The organism is Methylobacterium sp. DB0501, from assembly GCF_011043735.1.
Taxonomy (GTDB): Bacteria; Pseudomonadota; Alphaproteobacteria; order Rhizobiales; family Beijerinckiaceae; genus Methylobacterium; species Methylobacterium alsaeris.
This window is the reverse complement of record NZ_JAAKGV010000048.1, coordinates 1-19,372: the sequence shown is the minus strand read 5'-3', so window position 1 is coordinate 19,372 and position 19,372 is coordinate 1. Positions and strand designations below refer to the sequence as shown.

13 protein-coding genes, 1 tRNA gene and 1 pseudogene are annotated in these 19,372 nt (G+C 66.8%); all 15 read left to right on the top strand.

What is annotated here, in order from left to right; translation table 11 throughout:
- Positions 1-298: pseudogene (gene tuf / locus G4G93_RS34355) on the top strand (elongation factor Tu); the annotation flags it as partial.
- A gap of 400 nt (positions 299-698) precedes the next feature.
- A tRNA-Trp gene (locus tag G4G93_RS34350) sits at positions 699-775 on the top strand.
- 196 nt (positions 776-971) lie between these two features.
- Positions 972-1,280, top strand: a complete 309-nt coding sequence (gene secE, locus G4G93_RS34345) for a preprotein translocase subunit SecE (protein ID WP_165091761.1) — start codon at positions 972-974, stop codon at positions 1,278-1,280.
- Positions 1,281-1,344: 64 nt separating this feature from the next.
- The gene (gene nusG, locus G4G93_RS34340) at positions 1,345-1,878 is read left to right on the top strand and encodes a transcription termination/antitermination protein NusG (protein WP_165091760.1); all 534 of its coding nucleotides are present in this window, start codon (positions 1,345-1,347) and stop codon (positions 1,876-1,878) included.
- Between the two features lie 180 nt (positions 1,879-2,058).
- Positions 2,059-2,508, top strand: a complete 450-nt coding sequence (gene rplK, locus G4G93_RS34335) for a 50S ribosomal protein L11 (RefSeq protein WP_048430287.1) — start codon at positions 2,059-2,061, stop codon at positions 2,506-2,508.
- 12 nt (positions 2,509-2,520) lie between these two features.
- Positions 2,521-3,228, top strand: a complete 708-nt coding sequence (gene rplA, locus G4G93_RS34330) for a 50S ribosomal protein L1 (protein ID WP_165091758.1) — start codon at positions 2,521-2,523, stop codon at positions 3,226-3,228.
- 187 nt (positions 3,229-3,415) lie between these two features.
- Complete coding sequence (locus tag G4G93_RS34325; RefSeq protein WP_165091756.1) at positions 3,416-5,029, top strand: B12-binding domain-containing radical SAM protein; 1,614 nt, start codon at positions 3,416-3,418, stop codon at positions 5,027-5,029.
- A 525-nt stretch (positions 5,030-5,554) separates the two neighbouring features.
- Complete coding sequence (rplJ, locus tag G4G93_RS34320; RefSeq protein ID WP_165091754.1) at positions 5,555-6,088, top strand: 50S ribosomal protein L10; 534 nt, start codon at positions 5,555-5,557, stop codon at positions 6,086-6,088.
- A gap of 51 nt (positions 6,089-6,139) precedes the next feature.
- The gene (rplL, locus tag G4G93_RS34315) at positions 6,140-6,511 is read left to right on the top strand and encodes a 50S ribosomal protein L7/L12 (protein WP_139035999.1); all 372 of its coding nucleotides are present in this window, start codon (positions 6,140-6,142) and stop codon (positions 6,509-6,511) included.
- A 271-nt stretch (positions 6,512-6,782) separates the two neighbouring features.
- Positions 6,783-10,907 (top strand): DNA-directed RNA polymerase subunit beta, encoded by a 4,125-nt coding sequence (gene rpoB, locus G4G93_RS34310; protein ID WP_165091752.1) that lies wholly within the window; start codon positions 6,783-6,785, stop codon positions 10,905-10,907.
- Positions 10,908-11,039: 132 nt separating this feature from the next.
- The gene (rpoC, locus tag G4G93_RS34305) at positions 11,040-15,245 is read left to right on the top strand and encodes a DNA-directed RNA polymerase subunit beta' (RefSeq protein WP_165091751.1); all 4,206 of its coding nucleotides are present in this window, start codon (positions 11,040-11,042) and stop codon (positions 15,243-15,245) included.
- Between the two features lie 437 nt (positions 15,246-15,682).
- Positions 15,683-16,054 carry a 30S ribosomal protein S12 gene (gene rpsL / locus G4G93_RS34300; RefSeq protein WP_048429408.1) on the top strand — a complete coding sequence of 124 codons (372 nt, stop codon included), beginning with the start codon at positions 15,683-15,685 and terminating at the stop codon, positions 16,052-16,054.
- Between the two features lie 123 nt (positions 16,055-16,177).
- On the top strand, positions 16,178-16,648 hold the full coding sequence (gene rpsG / locus G4G93_RS34295) for a 30S ribosomal protein S7 (RefSeq protein ID WP_048435092.1): 471 nt from the start codon (positions 16,178-16,180) through the stop codon (positions 16,646-16,648).
- Between the two features lie 58 nt (positions 16,649-16,706).
- Positions 16,707-18,782 (top strand): elongation factor G, encoded by a 2,076-nt coding sequence (gene fusA / locus G4G93_RS34290; protein ID WP_165091749.1) that lies wholly within the window; start codon positions 16,707-16,709, stop codon positions 18,780-18,782.
- A gap of 102 nt (positions 18,783-18,884) precedes the next feature.
- The coding region (locus G4G93_RS34285; protein WP_165091748.1) for a GTP-binding protein at positions 18,885-19,372 on the top strand (488 nt) is incomplete at its 3' end.

Genomic DNA, 19,372 nt, shown 5'->3' with positions numbered 1-19,372 from the left:
GGGTTCGGTGAAGCCGCACACGAAGTTCAAGGCCGAGGCGTACATCCTGACGAAGGAGGAGGGCGGGCGCCACACGCCGTTCTTCACCAACTACCGTCCGCAGTTCTACTTCCGGACGACGGACGTGACGGGGGTGTGCCAGCTGCCCGAGGGCACCGAGATGGTGATGCCGGGCGACAACGTGACGATGGACGTGACGCTGATCGTGCCGGTGGCGATGGAGGAGAAGCTGCGCTTCGCCATCCGCGAGGGCGGCCGCACCGTCGGCGCCGGCGTCGTCGCCTCCATCACCGAGTAAGTCGGACGAGATCGGTCCGGGGCCGTTCTCGGGCTCTGGATCCTGGAGAAGAGGGCGGGCGCCTGACCGGGCGCCCGCCCTTTTTCGTTGTTCAGCGCCGAAAGACACCTCTCAAGGACATCTCTCCAAGTCATCCCGGGTTCCGCTGCGCGGGCCCGGGATGGCATGGAGGGCTCGGGTTTCCCCGGCTCGCCGCGAACGGGGGCTCGGCCGGCTCCCGTGGCCGGACGATGGCCTGCGAGGCGCTACGGGATGGACGCCTCGAAGGGAAAGCCTCGCCATTCGGCGCCGCCGCTGCGCTGGGCCGGCCGACCGGCCCCACATCTCCGCATCCATCGCGACATTCCGCTTGCATCCCGGCCGAGGATCCGGCTACAGAGCGGTCGCGCCGCGGCGCTGCAGGAGTGTAGCTCAACTGGTCAGAGCACCGGTCTCCAAAACCGGGGGTTGGGGGTTCGAGTCCCTCCACTCCTGCCAAGGACCGCGAGCCGACCGGAGCCTCCGCCCTCACCGGCAGATCTCCGATAACAATCCGTCCGGGACAGTCGACAAGCGCAGGCAACTGCGCTAGACGCTGCGCCCATCCCAGATCGAACAGGCGGCTAGGCGGGCCGGGGGTGATCCTTCAGCCCGCGCGCCGCCGTTGGTTTCGAGCGCATCGGTTGTCCGAGCCATGGCATCGAACGAAGCGACCAAGAAGATGGACCTCGGGCGCAACGGCTCCCGCAGCACCCCGCCGGCCCGCGGCGGCGGCTCCACGCCGACGCCCCCCGCGCGTCCGGCGCAGAAGCGCGTCGGCCCGTTCGAGTTCCTGCAGCAGGTGCGCGACGAGGGCCGGAAGGTCACTTGGCCGACCCGCAAGGAGACCCTGGTCACCACCCTGATGGTGTTCGTCATGGTGGTGGTGGCGAGCGTGTTCTTCACCGTCGTCGACCAGGTGCTGCGCTACGCGGTGACGCTGGTGCTGGGCATCGGGGCCTGATCGAGCAGAAGACCCGGCAGATGCCGGCCCGCGACGGGGCCGCCGCCGGATTGGAGTGAACGCCGTGTCGAAGCGCTGGTACATCGTCCACGCCTATTCGAACTTCGAGAACAAGGTCGCTCAGTCGATCAAGGACCAGGCGGCGCAGCGCGGCCTGACGGAGAAGTTCGACGAGGTCATGGTCCCGACCGAGAAGGTCGTGGAGGTGCGCCGCGGCCGCAAGGTCGATGCCGAGCGCAAGTTCTTCCCCGGCTACGTGCTGGTGAAGTGCGACCTCACCGACGAGGTCTACCACCTCATCAAGAACACCCCGAAGGTCACGGGTTTCCTCGGCGCCGACAAGTCGAAGCCGGTGCCGATCCCGGATGCCGAGGCGGAGCGCATCAAGGGCCAGGTCCAGGAAGGCACCGACCGCCCGAAGGCCTCGATCTCCTACGAGGTCGGCGAGCAGGTCCGCGTCGCGGACGGCCCCTTCGCCTCGTTCAACGGCATCGTCGAGGAAGTCGACGAGAGCCGCTCCCGCCTCAAGGTGGCGGTCTCCATCTTCGGCCGGGCGACTCCGGTCGAGCTCGAATACGGTCAGGTCGAGAAGATCTGATCGTCATCGGCGGATCTTCTCCGGACCTCACGGGGCGCGGCAGCTCGCCTCGTCCGTCCGGTTCCTGAACGATCCGCCTTTCACCCGCGGAAGGCCCGCCCGGCAACGCCTCCGGGAGCCCGGGCCGCACCGCGACCTGCAACCGCCCTCAAGCAGTAGGGCTATTCTGGGAGCAGTCCCATGGCGAAGAAGATCACGGGCTACGTGAAGCTTCAGGTCCCGGCCGGCGCCGCCAATCCGTCGCCGCCGATCGGCCCCGCGCTCGGTCAGCGCGGCCTCAACATCATGGAATTCTGCAAGGCCTTCAACGCGAAGACCGCGCAGATCGAGAAGGGCACCCCGATTCCGGTGATCATCACCGCGTATCAGGACCGCTCCTTCACCTTCGAGATGAAGCAGCCCCCGGTCTCCTTCTTCCTCAAGAAGGCCGCCGGCCTGAAGATCGGCAAGAAGCCGGCCTCCGGCTCGAAGACCCCCGGCAAGGGCGCGCCCGCCGGCAAGGTCTCCGAGGCGCAGATCCGCGAGATCGCCGAGAAGAAGATGCCCGACCTGAACTGCGATTCGGTCGATTCCGCCGTTGCCATGATCCGCGGCTCCGCCCGCGCCATGGGCCTCGAGATCACCGCGTAAGGGGAGGGCGACATGGCACAGACAGGCAAGCGCATCCGCTCCGCCCGCGAGGGCATCGAGGTCACCAAGCTCTATCCGCTCGCCGAGGCGGTGAAGCTGATCAAGGAGCGGTCCAAGGCCAAGTTCGACGAGACCTTCGAGGTCTCGATGAATCTCGGCGTCGACCCCCGCCACGCCGACCAGATGGTCCGCGGCGTCTGCAACCTGCCGAACGGCTCCGGCCGGACCGTGCGGGTGGCGGTGTTCGCCCGCGGCCCGAAGGCCGACGAGGCGCGTGCCGCCGGCGCCGACATCGTCGGGGCCGAGGACCTGCTCGAGACGATCCAGGGCGGCACGATCGACTTCGATCGCTGCATCGCCACCCCGGACATGATGCCGCTGGTCGGCCGCCTCGGTAAGGTGCTGGGCCCGCGCGGCCTGATGCCGAACCCGAAGGTCGGCACCGTCACCATGGACGTGAAGGGCGCCGTCGCCGGCGCCAAGGGCGGCTCGGTCGAGTTCCGCGTCGAGAAGGCGGGCATCGTCCACGCCGGCATCGGCAAGGTCTCGTTCGACGAGCAGAAGATCGTCGAGAACATCCGCGCCTTCGCCGACGCGGTGGCCAAGGCCAAGCCCGCCGGAGCCAAGGGCACCTACATCCAGCGCATCGCCGTCTCCTCGACGATGGGCCCGGGCGTGAAGGTCGATCCTTCGAGCGTGCTGGTCTCCGCCGGCGCCTGAGCCTGCGCGACTGTTGCGACACTGATCTGAGGCGCCCGGTCCGGCCACGGACCGGGCGCCTCGCATTTCGGGGGGAAGGACGCTTCCTGACGCAGCGGCAGCGTCGCCATGGGGTGCGTGCCGCAACGCGGCGAAAACCTGACGCGACGGGGCAGCCTTCCGGCGACGCTGTGCTAGATAGGCTGCCATGCGCAGCACCGTCCCGGTCTCCTCCTCGCGACGCATTCTCTGCGTCTTCCCCGCCTACACGCCGTCCTTCGGCACCTTCTCGCACGCCTATCCGCTGATGGGCGGCGTGAAGGCCTTCATGCCGCCGCAGGGGCTGCTCGTGATCGCCGCCTACATGCCGGAGGCATGGGACGTGCGATTTATCGACGAGAACATCGCTCGGGCCAGCCCCGAGGATTTCGCCTGGGCCGACGCGGTGTTCGTGTCGGGCATGCACATCCAGGAGGGCCAGATCCACGAGATCGGCCGGCGGGCGCACGCCGCCGGCAAGGTCGCGGTTCTGGGCGGCCCCTCGGTCTCCGGCGCGCCGGAGAAATACCCGGATTTCGACTACCTCCATCTCGGCGAGATCGGCGACGCCACCGACGCCCTGATCCGGCGCCTCGACGAGACCGTGGCGGTGCCGGCCGAGCCGGAGCGGTTCGAGACCAAGGACCGCCTCGGCCTCTCCGAGTTTCCGGCGCCGGCCTACGAGCGGGTGCCGCTCAAGCGCTACCTGATCGGCTCGCTGCAATTCTCCTCCGGCTGCCCGTATCGCTGCGAGTTCTGCGACATCCCGCAGCTCTACGGCCGCCAGCCGCGGCTCAAGACCCCCGAGCAGCTCTGCGCCGAGCTCGACGCCATCGTGGCGCAGCCGGCTCACCCGGCCGTGGTCTACTTCGTCGACGACAACTTCATCGGCAACCGCAAGGCGACCCGCGAGATGCTGCCCCACCTCGTGGAGTGGCAGAAGCGGAACAACTACCCGCTCCAGTTCGCCTGCGAGGCGACGCTGAACATGGCCAAGCAGCCCGAGATCCTCGAGCTGATGCGCCAGGCGAACTTCATGACGGTGTTCGTCGGCATCGAGACCCCGGAGGCCGACGCGCTCAAGGGCATCGACAAGACCCACAACGCCGCCGTGCCGATGTACGAGGCGATCGAGACCCTGAATTCCTACGGGCTGGAGGTCACCTCCGGCATCATCCTGGGCCTCGACACCGACACCGACAAGTCGGAGCAGAACCTGATCGACTTCATCGACAAGTCGGCGATCCCCGTCCTCACCATCAATCTGCTCCAGGCCCTGCCGAAGACCCCGCTCTGGGACCGGCTCGAGCGCGAGGGACGGCTCGTCCACGATGCCAGCCTCGAGTCGAACGTGCTGTTCAAGCGCCCGCACGACGACGTGGTGGGATCCTGGCGCCGTGCCATCGCCCATGCCTACTCGCCCGAGCAGCTGTTCGAGCGCTTCAAGCGCCAGTGCGACGTGACCTACCCGAACCGGATCGTCACGCCGACGGCGGGCAAGCTGACGCTCACCAACCTGCGTCGCGGGCTGATCCTCGGCTTCAACATCGTCACCCGGGTCGGCCTGTTCTCCGATTACCGCAAGCCGTTCTGGCGTGCGGCGGGGTACGCCCTCAAGCGCGGGCAGATCGAGGCGGTGTTCAACATGGGCTTCGTCGCCCACCACCTGATCCGCTTCACCCGCGAGGCCCTGCGCGGCGAGCACAACGCCTCGTTCTACGCCGCGCAGGACAAGGCGAAGGCGGAAGCCGCCGCGAGGGCAGGGGCTCGGCAGGCGGCGTGAGCCGGAGGCACTGACGGGAAAATCGGTGCCTGCGACGGAATTTCCTCGTGCCGGGCGAAAAATCCTCTGGCCGGGCACTTGGCAGGGCGCTTGCACGCCGCTATAGACCCGGCTCCACGTTTCCAAGATCGAAAGGATTCGGCCGATCGGCCGGTCCTGGAGAGGTCCCCGGGCAACCGGGCGACCAAAGTGGCCGGAAGGGCTCAGGGGGAAACCCCTCGCGCCCCGTCCGGCCATGTCCTGTCCGAGACTGCAGGCGCCGGCATTCGCCGGCTTAAACTCCCAGCCTGCACAGACGGGGAAGACCGAGTTTCACCGCCCCCATGGCCTTGACCGGGCCGGCGGGGCGTCGGTTTGAACCATCTCGCCCGAGGCGAGGGACCGCGCGGTCCTTGGCATCGGGGGCAGGGCCGTGAAAGCGTCGTTCAGGACGTCGCGGTCTTTTCACGAAGGCCCCGGCTCATCCTGGGCGGCAACTGCAACCGGTGGGGCCCATCCGGGTTCCGCCAACCGGAGAGAGCCAAGGTGGACAGAGCAGCAAAAGCTGATCTCGTCTCGACGCTCAACGGGGTGTTCAGCAACACCTCCGTCGTCGTCGTGGCCCACTACAAGGGCCTCACGGTCGCCGACATGCAGAAGCTGCGCTCGCAGATGAAGCAGGCCGGCGCCACCGTGAAGGTCGCGAAGAACCGCCTCGCCAACATCGCTCTCGAAGGCACGGACGTCGCCTCCATCCAGCCCCTCCTGAAGGGCCCGACCCTGCTCGCCTATTCGAGCGATCCGGTCGCGGCCGCCAAGGTGGCGGTGGACTTCGCCAAGGCCAACGAGAAGCTGGTCATCCTCGGCGGAGCCATGGGGACGACCGCCCTGAACGTGGACGGCGTGAAGGCCCTGGCCTCGCTGCCGTCCCTCGACGAGCTGCGCGCCAAGATCGTGGGCCTGGTCCAGGCTCCCGCGACCAAGATCGCCCAGGTCGTCAACGCGCCGGCCGCCAAGCTCGCGCGCGTGTTCGGGGCCTATGCCAAGACCGGCGACGCCCAGACCGACGAAGCGGCCTGACGGGCTGTTCGAGACCAAACCGTTCAAACCGACAACATCAGGAAGTGAAAAATGGCTGATCTTGCCAAGCTCGTCGACGACCTGTCCTCGCTGACCGTTCTCGAGGCCGCCGAGCTCGCGAAGATGCTCGAGGAGAAGTGGGGCGTCTCGGCCGCCGCTGCCGTCGCCGTCGCCGCCGGCCCGGCCGCCGCTGCCGCCCCCGTCGAGGAGCAGACCGAGTTCACGGTCGTGCTCGCCGCCGCCGGCGACAAGAAGATCGAGGTCATCAAGGAGGTCCGCGCGATCACCGGCCTCGGCCTCAAGGAGGCCAAGGACCTGGTCGAGGGCGCTCCGAAGCCGGTCAAGGAGGGCGTGTCCAAGGACGACGCCGCCAAGCTCAAGGCCCAGCTCGAGAAGGCCGGCGCCAAGGTCGAGCTCAAGTAAGACGGTGGCGGGCCTCCCGGCCCGCCTCGCGCTCCGGACCAGGCCTTGCGCCCGGTCCGGGGCCACCAGCCCGCGGGCCTCGCGCCCGCGGGCTATGGTCGCTTCGGCGCACCCCCTCGGGATCCAGGGCAGGGATCCCCATATGTCTTCGAGGTTTGCGGGCAGCCGGTGCACGGGCGGCCCGCACGGTCACGGCAGGTCGATGCGGACCCGATTCGGTCAGCGTCCCACCGGGGCCGTATAAGCGGTGGATGAGGAGCGAGGTCAACCCATGGCCAACACGCTGGTCGGTCGCAAGCGCATTCGCAAGTTCTTCGGCAAGATTCGGGAAGTCGCCGAGATGCCGAACCTCATCGAGGTCCAGAAGGCGTCATACGACCAGTTCCTGATGGTGGACGAGCCCGAGGGCGGCCGAGCCGACGAGGGCCTGCAATCGGTCTTCAAGTCCGTTTTTCCGATCTCCGACTTCTCCTCGACCGCGCTTCTCGAGTTCGTCAAGTACACGTTCGAGCAGCCGAAATACGACGTCGACGAGTGCCGCCAGCGCGGCATCACCTTCGCCGCCCCCCTGAAGGTGACGCTGCGGCTGATCGTGTTCGATGTCGATCCCGATACCGGCGCCAAGTCGGTCAAGGACATCAAGGAGCAGGACGTCTACATGGGCGACATGCCCCTGATGACGGAGAACGGCACCTTCATCGTCAACGGCACCGAGCGCGTCATCGTCTCGCAGATGCACCGTTCGCCGGGCGTGTTCTTCGATCACGACAAGGGCAAGACCCACTCCTCGGGCAAGCTCCTGTTCGCGGCGCGCATCATCCCGTATCGCGGCTCCTGGCTCGACGTCGAGTTCGACGCCAAGGACATCGTGCATGCGCGCATCGACCGCAAGCGCAAGATCCCCGTCACCTCCCTGCTCTTCGCACTCGGCCTCGACGGCGAGGAAATCCTCTCGACCTTCTACAACCGCGTCACCTATTCGCGTGACGGGCATGACTGGCGCGTGCCCTACGATGCCGAGCGGCTGAAGGGCTTCAAGGCCTCGACCGACCTGATCGACGCCGATTCAGGCGAGGTGGTGCTGGAGGCCGGCAAGAAGCTGACCGCCCGCGCCGCGCGCCAGATCGCCGAGAAGGGCGTGAAGGCTCTGCGCGCCACCGACGACGACCTGATCGGCCAGTACATCGCCGAGGACATGGTCAACTACAAGACCGGCGAGATCTACGCCGAGGCCGGCGACGAGATCAGCGAGAAGGTCCTCAAGGGTCTGACCGACGTCGGCATCGAGGAGATTCCGGTCCTCGACATCGACCACGTCAATATCGGCCCCTACATCCGCAACACGCTCGCGGTTGACAAGAACTCGGCCCGTGAGGGTGCGCTGTTCGACATCTACCGCGTGATGCGCCCGGGCGAGCCGCCGACGCTCGAGACGGCCGAGGCGATGTTCCACTCGCTGTTCTTCGATGCGGAGCGCTACGATCTCTCGGCCGTCGGCCGGGTGAAGATGAACATGCGCCTCGACCTCGACGCGGCCGACACGGTGCGGACGCTGCGGCGCGAGGACATGCTGGCGGTCGTCAAGGCGCTGGTGGATCTGCGCGACGGCAAGGGGGAGATCGACGACATCGACCACCTCGGCAATCGCCGGGTGCGCTCGGTCGGCGAGCTGATGGAGAACCAGTACCGTCTGGGCCTCCTGCGCATGGAGCGTGCCATCAAGGAGCGGATGTCGTCGGTCGACATCGACACCGTGATGCCGCAGGACCTGATCAACGCGAAGCCCGCGGCAGCCGCAGTGCGCGAGTTCTTCGGCTCGTCGCAGCTGTCGCAGTTCATGGACCAGACCAACCCGCTCTCCGAGGTGACGCACAAGCGTCGTCTCTCGGCGCTCGGCCCGGGCGGTCTGACCCGCGAGCGCGCCGGCTTCGAGGTGCGCGACGTCCACCCGACGCACTATGGCCGCATCTGCCCAATCGAGACGCCGGAAGGCCCCAACATCGGCCTGATCAACTCGCTCGCCACCTTCGCGCGGGTGAACAAGTACGGCTTCATCGAGACCCCGTTCCGCCGCGTACGCGACGGCGTGGTCACCGACGAAGTCGCCTACCTCTCCGCCATGGAGGAGGCGAAGTACTACGTCGCCCAGGCCAACGCCGTGATGGACGAGAACCGCAAGCTCACGGAAGACCTGGTGGTCTGCCGGCGGGCGGGCGAGGTGATCGTCGTCGGCCCCGAGCGGGTCGACCTGATGGACGTGTCGCCCAAGCAGCTCGTGTCCGTCGCCGCGGCGCTGATCCCGTTCCTCGAGAACGACGACGCCAACCGCGCACTGATGGGCTCGAACATGCAGCGCCAGGCGGTGCCGCTGGTTCGCGCCGACGCGCCCTTCGTCGGCACCGGCATGGAAGCGGTGGTCGCGCGCGATTCGGGGGCCGCCATCGGCGCCCGGCGCGCGGGCGTCATCGACCAGGTCGACGCGACCCGTATCGTCATCCGCGCCACCGACGAGGCCGATGCCTCCAAGCCCGGCGTCGACATCTACCGGCTGCAGAAGTTCCAGCGCTCCAACCAGTCGACCTGCATCACCCAGAAGCCGCTCGTACGCGTCGGCGACGTGGTGAAGAAGGGCGACATCATCGCCGACGGTCCCTCGACCGAGTTCGGCGAGCTGGCGCTCGGCCGCAACGTGCTCGTCGCGTTCATGCCGTGGAACGGCTACAACTTCGAGGACTCGATCCTGCTCTCCGAGCGGATCGTGAAGGATGACGTGTTCACCTCGATCCACATCGAGGAATTCGAGGTGATGGCCCGGGATACCAAGCTGGGTCCGGAGGAGATCACCCGCGACATCCCGAACGTCTCGGAGGAGGCGCTCAAGAACCTCGACGAGGCCGGCATCGTCTATATCGGCGCCGAGGTCCACGCGGGCGACATCCTGGTCGGCAAGATCACCCCGAAGGGCGAGAGCCCGATGACGCCGGAGGAGAAGCTCCTCCGCGCCATCTTCGGCGAGAAGGCCTCGGACGTGCGCGACACCTCGCTGCGGGTGCCGCCGGGCGTCACCGGCACGATCGTCGAGGTCCGGGTGTTCAACCGCCACGGCGTCGACAAGGACGAGCGCGCGCAGGCGATCGAGCGCGAGGAGATCGAGCGTCTCGCCAAGGACCGCGACGACGAGCAGGCGATCCTCGACCGCAACACCTATGCGCGTCTGGGCGACCTCCTGGTCGGCCAGTCGCCGGTTGCCGGTCCGAAGGGCTTCAAGAAGGAGACCACGCTCACCCGTGAGCTGCTGGCGGATTATCCCCGCTCGCAATGGTGGCAGTTCGCCGTCGTCGAAGACCGTCTCATGACCGAGATGGAGGCGATGCAGAAGCAGTACGACGAGTCGAAGAAGCGCCTCGAGCAGCGCTTCCTCGACAAGGTCGAGAAGCTGCAGCGCGGCGACGAGCTGCCCCCGGGCGTCATGAAGATGGTCAAGGTCTTCGTGGCGGTGAAGCGCAAGATCCAGCCCGGCGACAAGATGGCGGGCCGGCACGGCAACAAGGGCGTCGTGTCGCGCATCGTCCCGATCGAGGACATGCCGTTCCTGGAGGACGGCACCCACGCCGACATCGTGCTCAACCCGCTCGGCGTGCCGAGCCGGATGAATGTCGGCCAGATCCTCGAGACGCATCTGGGCTGGGCCGCCGCCGGTCTCGGCCGGCAGGTCTCGCAGGCCGTGGACGCTTACTTGCGCACCCACGACATCGAGCCCCTGCGCGAGCGGATGAAGGCGATCTACAGCGAGTCGGAGCTCGCCGGCCTGACCGATCAGGATCTCGCCGAGGTCGGCAACAACCTGCGCCGCGGCGTCCCGATGGCCACTCCGGTGTTCAACGGCGCCAAGGAAGCCGACATCGAGACGATGCTGGAGATGGCGGGTCTCGACCGCTCGGGCCAGTCGACGCTCTATGACGGGCGCACCGGCGAGCCCTTCGACCGCAAGGTCACGGTCGGCTACATCTACATGTTGAAGCTGCACCACCTGGTGGACGACAAGATCCACGCGCGCTCGATCGGTCCGTACTCCCTCGTCACCCAGCAGCCCCTGGGCGGCAAGGCGCAGTTCGGCGGCCAGCGCTTCGGCGAGATGGAGGTGTGGGCCCTCGAGGCCTACGGCGCCGCCTACACGCTGCAGGAGATGCTGACGGTGAAGTCCGACGACGTCGCCGGCCGCACCAAGGTCTATGAGGCCATCGTGCGCGGTGACGACACCTTCGAGGCGGGCATCCCGGAGAGCTTCAACGTGCTGGTGAAGGAGATGCGGTCGCTCGGCCTCAACGTCGAGCTCCTGTCCTCCAAGCGCGCCGCCAACGATCAGCTCGAGGCGCCCCCCGAGGCGGCCGAGTAGGCTCTACCCGATCCCAACCTGACGACGGCGGCGGGGCCCTCATAGCGAGGGCCCCAGCCGCCGAAACCCGTTTCATCAGACGGCGGCCCCGGCCCGGCCCTTCGCGGCGCCCCGTCAGCCAAGGAGCAGATCATGAACCAAGAGGTCATGAATCTTTTCAACCAGCAGGCTCAGCCTCAGAGCTTCGACCAGATCAAGATCTCGATCTCGTCGCCTGAGAAGATCCTGTCTTGGTCCTACGGCGAGATCAAGAAGCCCGAGACCATCAACTATCGCACGTTCAAGCCCGAGCGTGACGGCTTGTTCTGTGCTCGCATCTTCGGGCCGATCAAGGATTACGAGTGCTTGTGCGGTAAGTACAAGCGCATGAAGTACAAGGGCGTGATCTGCGAGAAGTGCGGCGTCGAGGTCACCCTCGCGCGCGTCCGTCGCGACCGCATGGGCCATATCGAGCTGGCCGCGCCCGTCGCCCATATCTGGTTCCTGAAGTCGCTGCCGAGCCGCATCGGCCTGCTGCTCGACATGGCGCTCAAGGACCTCGAGCGCATCCTGTACTTCGAATCCTACGTCGTCATCGAGCCGGGCCTCACCCCCCTGAAGGAGCGTCAGCTCCTCTCGGAGGAGGAGTACCTGCGGGCGCAGGAGGAGTACGGCGAGGACAGCTTCACCGCCATGATCGGCGCGGAGGCGATCCGGCGCATCCTGCAGGAACTCGACCTCGACAAGATCGCGGCCGACCTGCGTGAGGAGATCGCCACCACCACCTCCGAGCTGAAGCCCAAGAAGCTGCTGAAGCGCCTCAAGATCATCGAGGCGTTCCAGATGTCGGGCAACCGGCCCGAGTGGATGATCCTGACCGTCGTGCCGGTGATCCCGCCGGACCTGCGCCCGCTCGTCCCGCTCGACGGCGGCCGCTTCGCGACCTCGGACCTCAACGACCTCTACCGCCGCGTCATCAACCGCAACAACCGCCTGAAGCGGCTGATCGAGCTGCGCGCGCCGGACATCATCATCCGCAACGAGAAGCGGATGCTGCAGGAGGCGGTCGACGCGCTGTTCGACAACGGCCGCCGCGGCCGCGTCATCACGGGCGCCAACAAGCGCCCGCTGAAATCGCTCGCCGACATGCTGAAGGGCAAGCAGGGCCGGTTCCGCCAGAACCTGCTCGGCAAGCGCGTGGACTATTCCGGCCGCTCGGTCATCGTGGTCGGCCCGGAGCTGAAGCTGCACCAGTGCGGGCTGCCGAAGAAGATGGCGCTCGAGCTGTTCAAGCCGTTCATCTACGCGCGCCTCGACGCCAAGGGCTTCTCGGCCACGGTGAAGCAGGCCAAGAAGCTCGTCGAGAAGGAGAAGCCGGAGGTCTGGGACATCCTGGACGAGGTGATCCGCGAGCATCCGGTAATGCTGAACCGGGCGCCGACGCTGCACCGGCTCGGCATCCAGGCCTTCGAGCCGAAACTGATCGAGGGCAAGGCGATCCAGCTCCACCCGCTGGTCTGCGCCGCGTTCAACGCCGACTTTGACGGCGACCAAATGGCCGTGCACGTCCCGCTGTCGCTCGAGGCGCAGCTGGAAGCGCGCGTCCTGATGATGTCGACGAACAACATCCTGCACCCGGCCAACGGTGCGCCGATCATCGTGCCGTCGCAGGACATCGTGCTCGGCCTCTACTACCTGTCGATCGTCGCCGACGGCTCGCCGGGTGAGCACAAGCCGAACGACCCGAAGAACCCGATGAAGGGCGTGTTCGGTAATTTCGGCGAGCTGGAGCACGCGCTGGCCGCGCGCACCGTCACGCTGCACACCAAGATCAAGTGGCGCTGGAAGGGTCTCGATTCGGAGGGGAACGAGGTCTCCCGGATCTACGACACCACGCCCGGCCGCGTGATCCTGTCCAGCGTGCTGCCGCGCCACAAGCGCGTCCCCTTCGACGTCGTCAACAAGCTGATGACGAAGAAGGAGATCTCGGCGATGATCGACACCGTCTACCGCCATTGCGGTCAGAAGGAGTCGGTGATCTTCTGCGACCGCATCATGGGTCTCGGCTTCATCCACGCCTTCCGCGCCGGCATCTCGTTCGGCAAGGACGACATGGTCGTGCCGGACAACAAGTGGTCGATCGTCGACGAGACCCGCACGCTCGTGAAGGATTACGAGCAGCAGTATCAGGACGGCCTGATCACCCAGGGCGAGAAATACAACAAGGTCGTGGACGCCTGGGCCAAGTGCTCCGACCGTCTCGCCGGCGAGATGATGAACCGCATCTCGTCCGTGCAGAAGGACGAGCACGGCGCCGACAAGCAGGTCAACTCGATCTACATGATGAGCCACTCGGGCGCCCGTGGCTCGCCGGCGCAGATGAAGCAGCTCGCGGCGATGCGCGGTCTGATGGCCAAGCCCTCGGGCGAGATCATCGAGACCCCGATCATCTCGAACTTCAAGGAAGGCCTCGACGTTCTCGAGTACTTCAACTCGACGCACGGCGCCCGCAAGGGCCTCGCCGACACCGCGCTCAAGACCGCCAATTCCGGTTACCTGACCCGCCGCCTCGTCGACGTGGCGCAGGACGCGGTGATCCGCGAGGTGGATTGCGGCACCGAGAGCGGCATCCGGATGCGCGCGATCATCGATGCCGGCCAGGTCGTGGCCTCGCTGGCGACCCGCATCCTCGGCCGCGCCACGGCCGAGGACCTGGTCGCCAACGACGGCTCGATCATCGTCGCCAAGGGTGAGACCATCGAAGAGAAGCACCTCGACGCGATCACCAAGGCCGGCATCCAGGAAGTGAAGATCCGCTCGGTCCTGGTCTGCGCGACCCGGAACGGCGTCTGCGCCACCTGCTACGGGCGCGACCTCGCCCGCGGCACGCCCGTCAACATGGGCGAGGCCGTCGGCGTCATCGCGGCGCAGTCGATCGGCGAGCCGGGCACCCAGCTCACGATGCGCACCTTCCACATCGGCGGTGCGGCCCAGATCGCCGACTCGTCCTTCATCGAGTCGAGCTTCGAGGGGACGGTCAAGATCCGCAACCGCGGTCTTGCCCGCAATTCGGACGGCGACCTGATCGCCATCGGCCGCAACGTCGCGGTGGTGATCGTCGGGCCGGACGGTGCCGAGCGGGCGGTCCACCGCCTGCAATACGGCGCCCGCGTCCGCGTGGACGAGGGTGACGCGATCAAGCGTGGCCAGCGCATCGCCGAGTGGGACCCCTACACGAGGCCGATCCTGACCGAGATCGACGGCATCGTCGCCTACGAGGACCTGATCGACGGCCAGTCGATCACCGAGACCACCGACGAGTCGACCGGCATCGCCAAGCGCGTCGTCATCGACTGGCGCGGCTCGGCGCGGACGGCGGACCTGCGTCCGGCGCTCGCGGTCCACGACCAGAACGGCCGGGTGCAGAAGCTGCCGCGCGGCTCGGACGCGCGCTCGCTCCTACCGGTCGAGGCGATCATCGGCGTCGATCCGGGCACCCGGGTCAAGGCCGGCGACATCCTCGCCCGCGTCTCGACCGACAGCGCCAAGACCCGCGACATCACCGGCGGTCTGCCGCGGGTGGCGGAGCTGTTCGAGGCGCGCCGGCCGAAGGACGCGGCGATCATCGCCGAGAAGTCGGGGACGATCTCGTTCGGGCGCGACTACAAGAACAAGCGCCGCCTGAGCCTGACCCCGCATGACGGCTCCGAGCCGGTGGAGTACCTGATCCCGAAGGGCAAGCACATCCACCTACAGGACGGCGACGTGGTCGAGCTCGGCGACTTCATCGTCGACGGCAACCCGGCGCCGCACGACATCCTGGCGATCAAGGGCGTCGAGGAGCTCGCCGCCTACCTCGTGAACGAGATCCAGGAAGTCTACCGGCTCCAGGGCGTGTCGATCAACGACAAGCACATCGAGGTCATCGTCCGGCAGATGCTGCAGAAGGTGGAGATCACCGACGGCGGCGATTCCGAGATCCTGACCGGCGACCAGATCGACCGGATGGAGCTGGCGGAGTTCAACGAGAAGCTGCTCGCCGAGGGCAAGAAGCCGATCCAGGGCGTCCCCGTCCTGCTCGGCATCACCAAGGCCTCGCTGCAGACCCGCTCGTTCATCTCGGCGGCCTCGTTCCAGGAGACCACCCGCGTCCTCACCGAGGCGGCGGTCAACGGCAAGGTCGACAACCTCGAGGGCCTGAAGGAGAACGTCATCGTCGGCTCGCTGATCCCGGCGGGCACCGGCGCGATGATCTCCGACATCAAGTCGATCGCGCGCCGGCGCGACGGGCTCATCATGGCCCAGAAGTCGGCCGAGAGCGGCGCGGCGGTCGCCGAGCACCTCCCCGCCGCCGAGTAGGGCAGGGGGGATCGCGGCGGGCGTGAGCGCCCGCCGCCCGCGCGAAAACAGGCCGGCGCTCCCGCGGGGGAGCGCCGGCTTTTGCGCGTAAGCAGCCAAGCTTTAAGGGAAAGTTTCCGCTTGACGTCCGGCGGACGAGCCCGTAATAGCCCCTCCTACTGAACGGCTGGCCGTAGGCGACAGCTGATCGACGTGCCCCTCGTGCCTCGATCCAAGTCTCCTAAACGCGACCGAACTTCAACCGACTGACACGTGTCAGACCGGCATGATCGCTGGGGCTTTGCTCCCGGTGGTCCTCTGCTCGCATGGCGCGCCAAAGGCTGGTTTCAGCCTGGGGCGCGATTTGCGTTGCGCTTCTTCCGGGAAGCGACGGTCGTTCAGACGAGATTTGCGAAACGACGGTCGCCAGGACGGCGATGCGTTGCGAGAGGAATGGCATGCCGACGATCAACCAGCTGATCGCCAATCCGCGGAAGGCGCAGAAGGCCCGCAACAAGGTGCCGGCTCTCGATGCCTGCCCGCAGAAGCGCGGCGTCTGCACCCGCGTCTACACCACGACCCCGAAGAAGCCGAACTCGGCGCTCCGGAAGGTCGCCAAGGTCCGCCTGACCAACGGCTTCGAGGTCATCGGCTACATCCCGGGCGAGGGCCACAACCTTCAGGAGCACTCCGTGGTGATGATCCGCGGCGGCCGCGTCAAGGATCTTCCGGGCGTGCGCTACCACATCCTGCGCGGCGTTCTCGACACCCAGGGCGTCAAGAACCGCAAGCAGCGCCGCTCGAAGTATGGCGCCAAGCGTCCGAAGTAAGACCCGACCAAGCGGACCGGTACCTTATCGCCTGTCCCGCAAGGATGCTGCCGACCAAGTGGTTCGAGGCGGCCTGCGTGGGGCACAACAGTTGATTTTTAGAGCTTAAGAACGGAGCGAGCGATGTCCCGCCGCCACAGCGCCGAGAAGCGCGAGATCATCCCCGACGCCAAGTACGGCGACATCGTCCTCACCAAGTTCATGAACTCGGTGATGTACGAGGGCAAGAAGTCGGTCGCCGAGACCATCGTGTACGGCGCGTTCGACATCATCGAGGCCCGCGCCAAGGCGAATCCGATCGAGGTGTTCCGCGCCGCTCTCGACAACGTCGCCCCGGCGATCGAGGTCCGCTCCCGCCGCGTCGGCGGCGCGACCTATCAGGTCCCGGTCGAGGTCCGCACCGAGCGCCGTCAGGCGCTGGCGATCCGCTGGCTGATCCAGGCCGCCCGCTCGCGCAACGACCGCACCATGGTCGAGCGCCTCTCGGCCGAGCTGCTCGACGCCGCCAATAACCGCGGCAATGCCGTGAAGAAGCGCGAGGACACCCACCGGATGGCCGAGGCCAACCGCGCGTTCTCGCACTATCGCTGGTAAACGCTGCTTCGCCGCCGCCTTCTACAGCGCGGCGGCCCCCTTCTTCAGGAGCCCCCCGATGCCCCGCACGCACGCGATCGAGGACTACCGCAACTTCGGCATCATGGCCCACATCGATGCCGGCAAGACCACGACGACCGAGCGGATCCTCTACTACACCGGCAAGTCCCACAAGATCGGCGAGGTCCATGAGGGCGCCGCCACCATGGACTGGATGGAGCAGGAGCAGGAGCGTGGCATCACGATCACCTCGGCTGCGACCACCTGCTTCTGGCGCGACAAGCGCCTGAACATCATCGACACCCCCGGCCACGTCGACTTCACCATCGAGGTGGAGCGCTCGCTCCGCGTGCTCGACGGCGCCGTCTGCGTGCTCGACGGCAACCAGGGCGTCGAGCCGCAGACCGAGACGGTGTGGCGCCAGGCCGACAAGTACGACGTGCCGCGCATCGTGTTCGTCAACAAGATGGACAAGATCGGCGCCGACTTCTTCAAGTGCGTGGCCGACATCATCGACCGCGTGGCCGGCAAGCCGGTCTGCCTGCAGCTGCCGATCGGCGCCGAGAGCTCGTTCAAGGGCGTCATCGACCTGATCAAGATGAAGGCGATCGTGTGGTCGGGTGAGGCGCTCGGCGCCAACTACTCCGAGGAGGAGATCCCGGCCGACCTCGCCGACCAGGCTGCGGAGTACCGCACCAAGCTGGTCGAGGCCTGCGTCGAGATGGACGACGACGCCATGGCGGCCTACCTCGACGGCGTCGAGCCGGACGAGGACACCATGCGCAAGCTGGTGCGCACGGCCGTGCAGCGTCGCGCGTTCCACCCGGTGATGTGCGGCTCGGCGTTCAAGAACAAGGGCGTGCAGCCCCTGCTCGACGGCGTCGTCGACTACCTGCCGTCTCCCGCGGACCGCGGCGAGATCAAGGGCATCGACTTCAAGACCGAGGAAGAGGTGGTCCGCCGCCCGCTCGATTCCGATCCTTTCTCCATGCTCGCCTTCAAGATCATGGACGATCCCCACGTCGGCACGATCACCTTCTGTCGCGTGTACTCGGGCAAGATCGATTCGGGCGCGAACGTCATCAACTCGACCCGCGACAAGAAGGAGCGGGTCGGCCGCATGCTCCTGATGCACGCGAACAACCGCGAGGACATCAAGGAGGCATTCGCCGGCGACATCGTGGCGCTCGCGGGCCTGAAGGACACCCGCACCGGCGACACGCTGTGCGACCCGACCAAGGCCGTGATCCTCGAGAAGATGGAGTTCCCGGAGCCGGTCATCGAGATCGCCGTCGAGCCCAAGTCCAAGGCGGACCAGGAGAAGCTCGGCATCGCGCTCTCGAAGCTCGCCGCCGAGGACCCGTCGTTCCGGGTCTCCACGGACCAGGAGTCGGGCCAGACCATCCTGAAGGGGATGGGCGAGCTCCACCTCGACATCAAAGTCGACATCCTGAAGCGCACCTACAAGGTCGAGGCCAATATCGGCCAGCCGCAGGTCGCGTACCGGGAGAAGCTGACCAAGCGCACGGAGATCGACTACACCCACAAGAAGCAGACCGGTGGTACCGGCCAGTTCGCGCGGGTGAAGTTCGTCGTCGAGCCGAACGAGCCGGGCGCCGGCTACCAGTTCGAGTCGAAGATCGTCGGTGGCTCGGTGCCGAAGGAGTACATCCCGGGCGTCGAGAAGGGCCTCAACAGCGTGCTGACCGCCGGTATCCTGGCGGGCTTCCCGGTGGTCGACATCAAGGTGGAGCTGATCGACGGCGCCTACCACGAAGTCGACTCGTCGGCGCTGGCCTTCGAGATCGCCTCGCGGGCGGCGCTCCGCGAGGCTCTGCAGAAGGGCGGCTCGGTCCTGCTCGAGCCGGTGATGAAGGTCGAGGTCGTGACCCCGGAGGATTACACCGGTTCGGTCATCGGCGACCTGAACTCCCGGCGCGGCCAGATCCAGGGCCAGGACATGCGTGGCAATGCCAACGTCATCAACGCGATGGTGCCGCTCGCCAACATGTTCGGCTACGTGAACCAGCTGCGCTCCTTCACCCAGGGCCGCGCGAACTTCACGATGCAGTTCGACCACTACGAAGAGGTCCCGCGCGGCGAGGCCGAGAAGGTGGTTGCCAAGTACGCTTGATGATGTCGGCCTGAGCTAAGGCCGCGTCTCAGCTTCGGCGCCCGCCACGGCGGGTGCCAATCCAGACTAAACCGCACGCATTCGATCGACGGAGTTTTGGCGATGGCCAAGGAAAAGTTTTCGCGGACGAAGCCGCACTGCAACATCGGCACCATCGGTCACGTTGACCATGGCAAGACCTCTCTGACTGCGGCGATCACGAAGGTGCTGGCCGAGACGGGTGGTGCGACCTTCACGGCGTACGACCAGATCGACAAGGCGCCGGAGGAGAAGGCGCGGGGCATCACGATTTCGACGGCGCACGTCGAGTACGAGACGTCGAACCGTCACTACGCGCACGTCGACTGCCCCGGGCACGCCGACTACGTGAAGAACATGATCACCGGGGCGGCGCAGATGGACGGCGCGATCCTGGTGGTGTCGGCGGCCGACGGCCCGATGCCGCAGACCCGCGAGCACATCCTGCTGGCGCGCCAGGTCGGCGTTCCTGCGCTGGTGGTGTTCATGAACAAGGTCGACATGGTCGACGATCCGGAGCTTCTGGATCTGGTCGAGCTCGAGGTGCGCGAGCTTCTGTCGAAGTACGACTT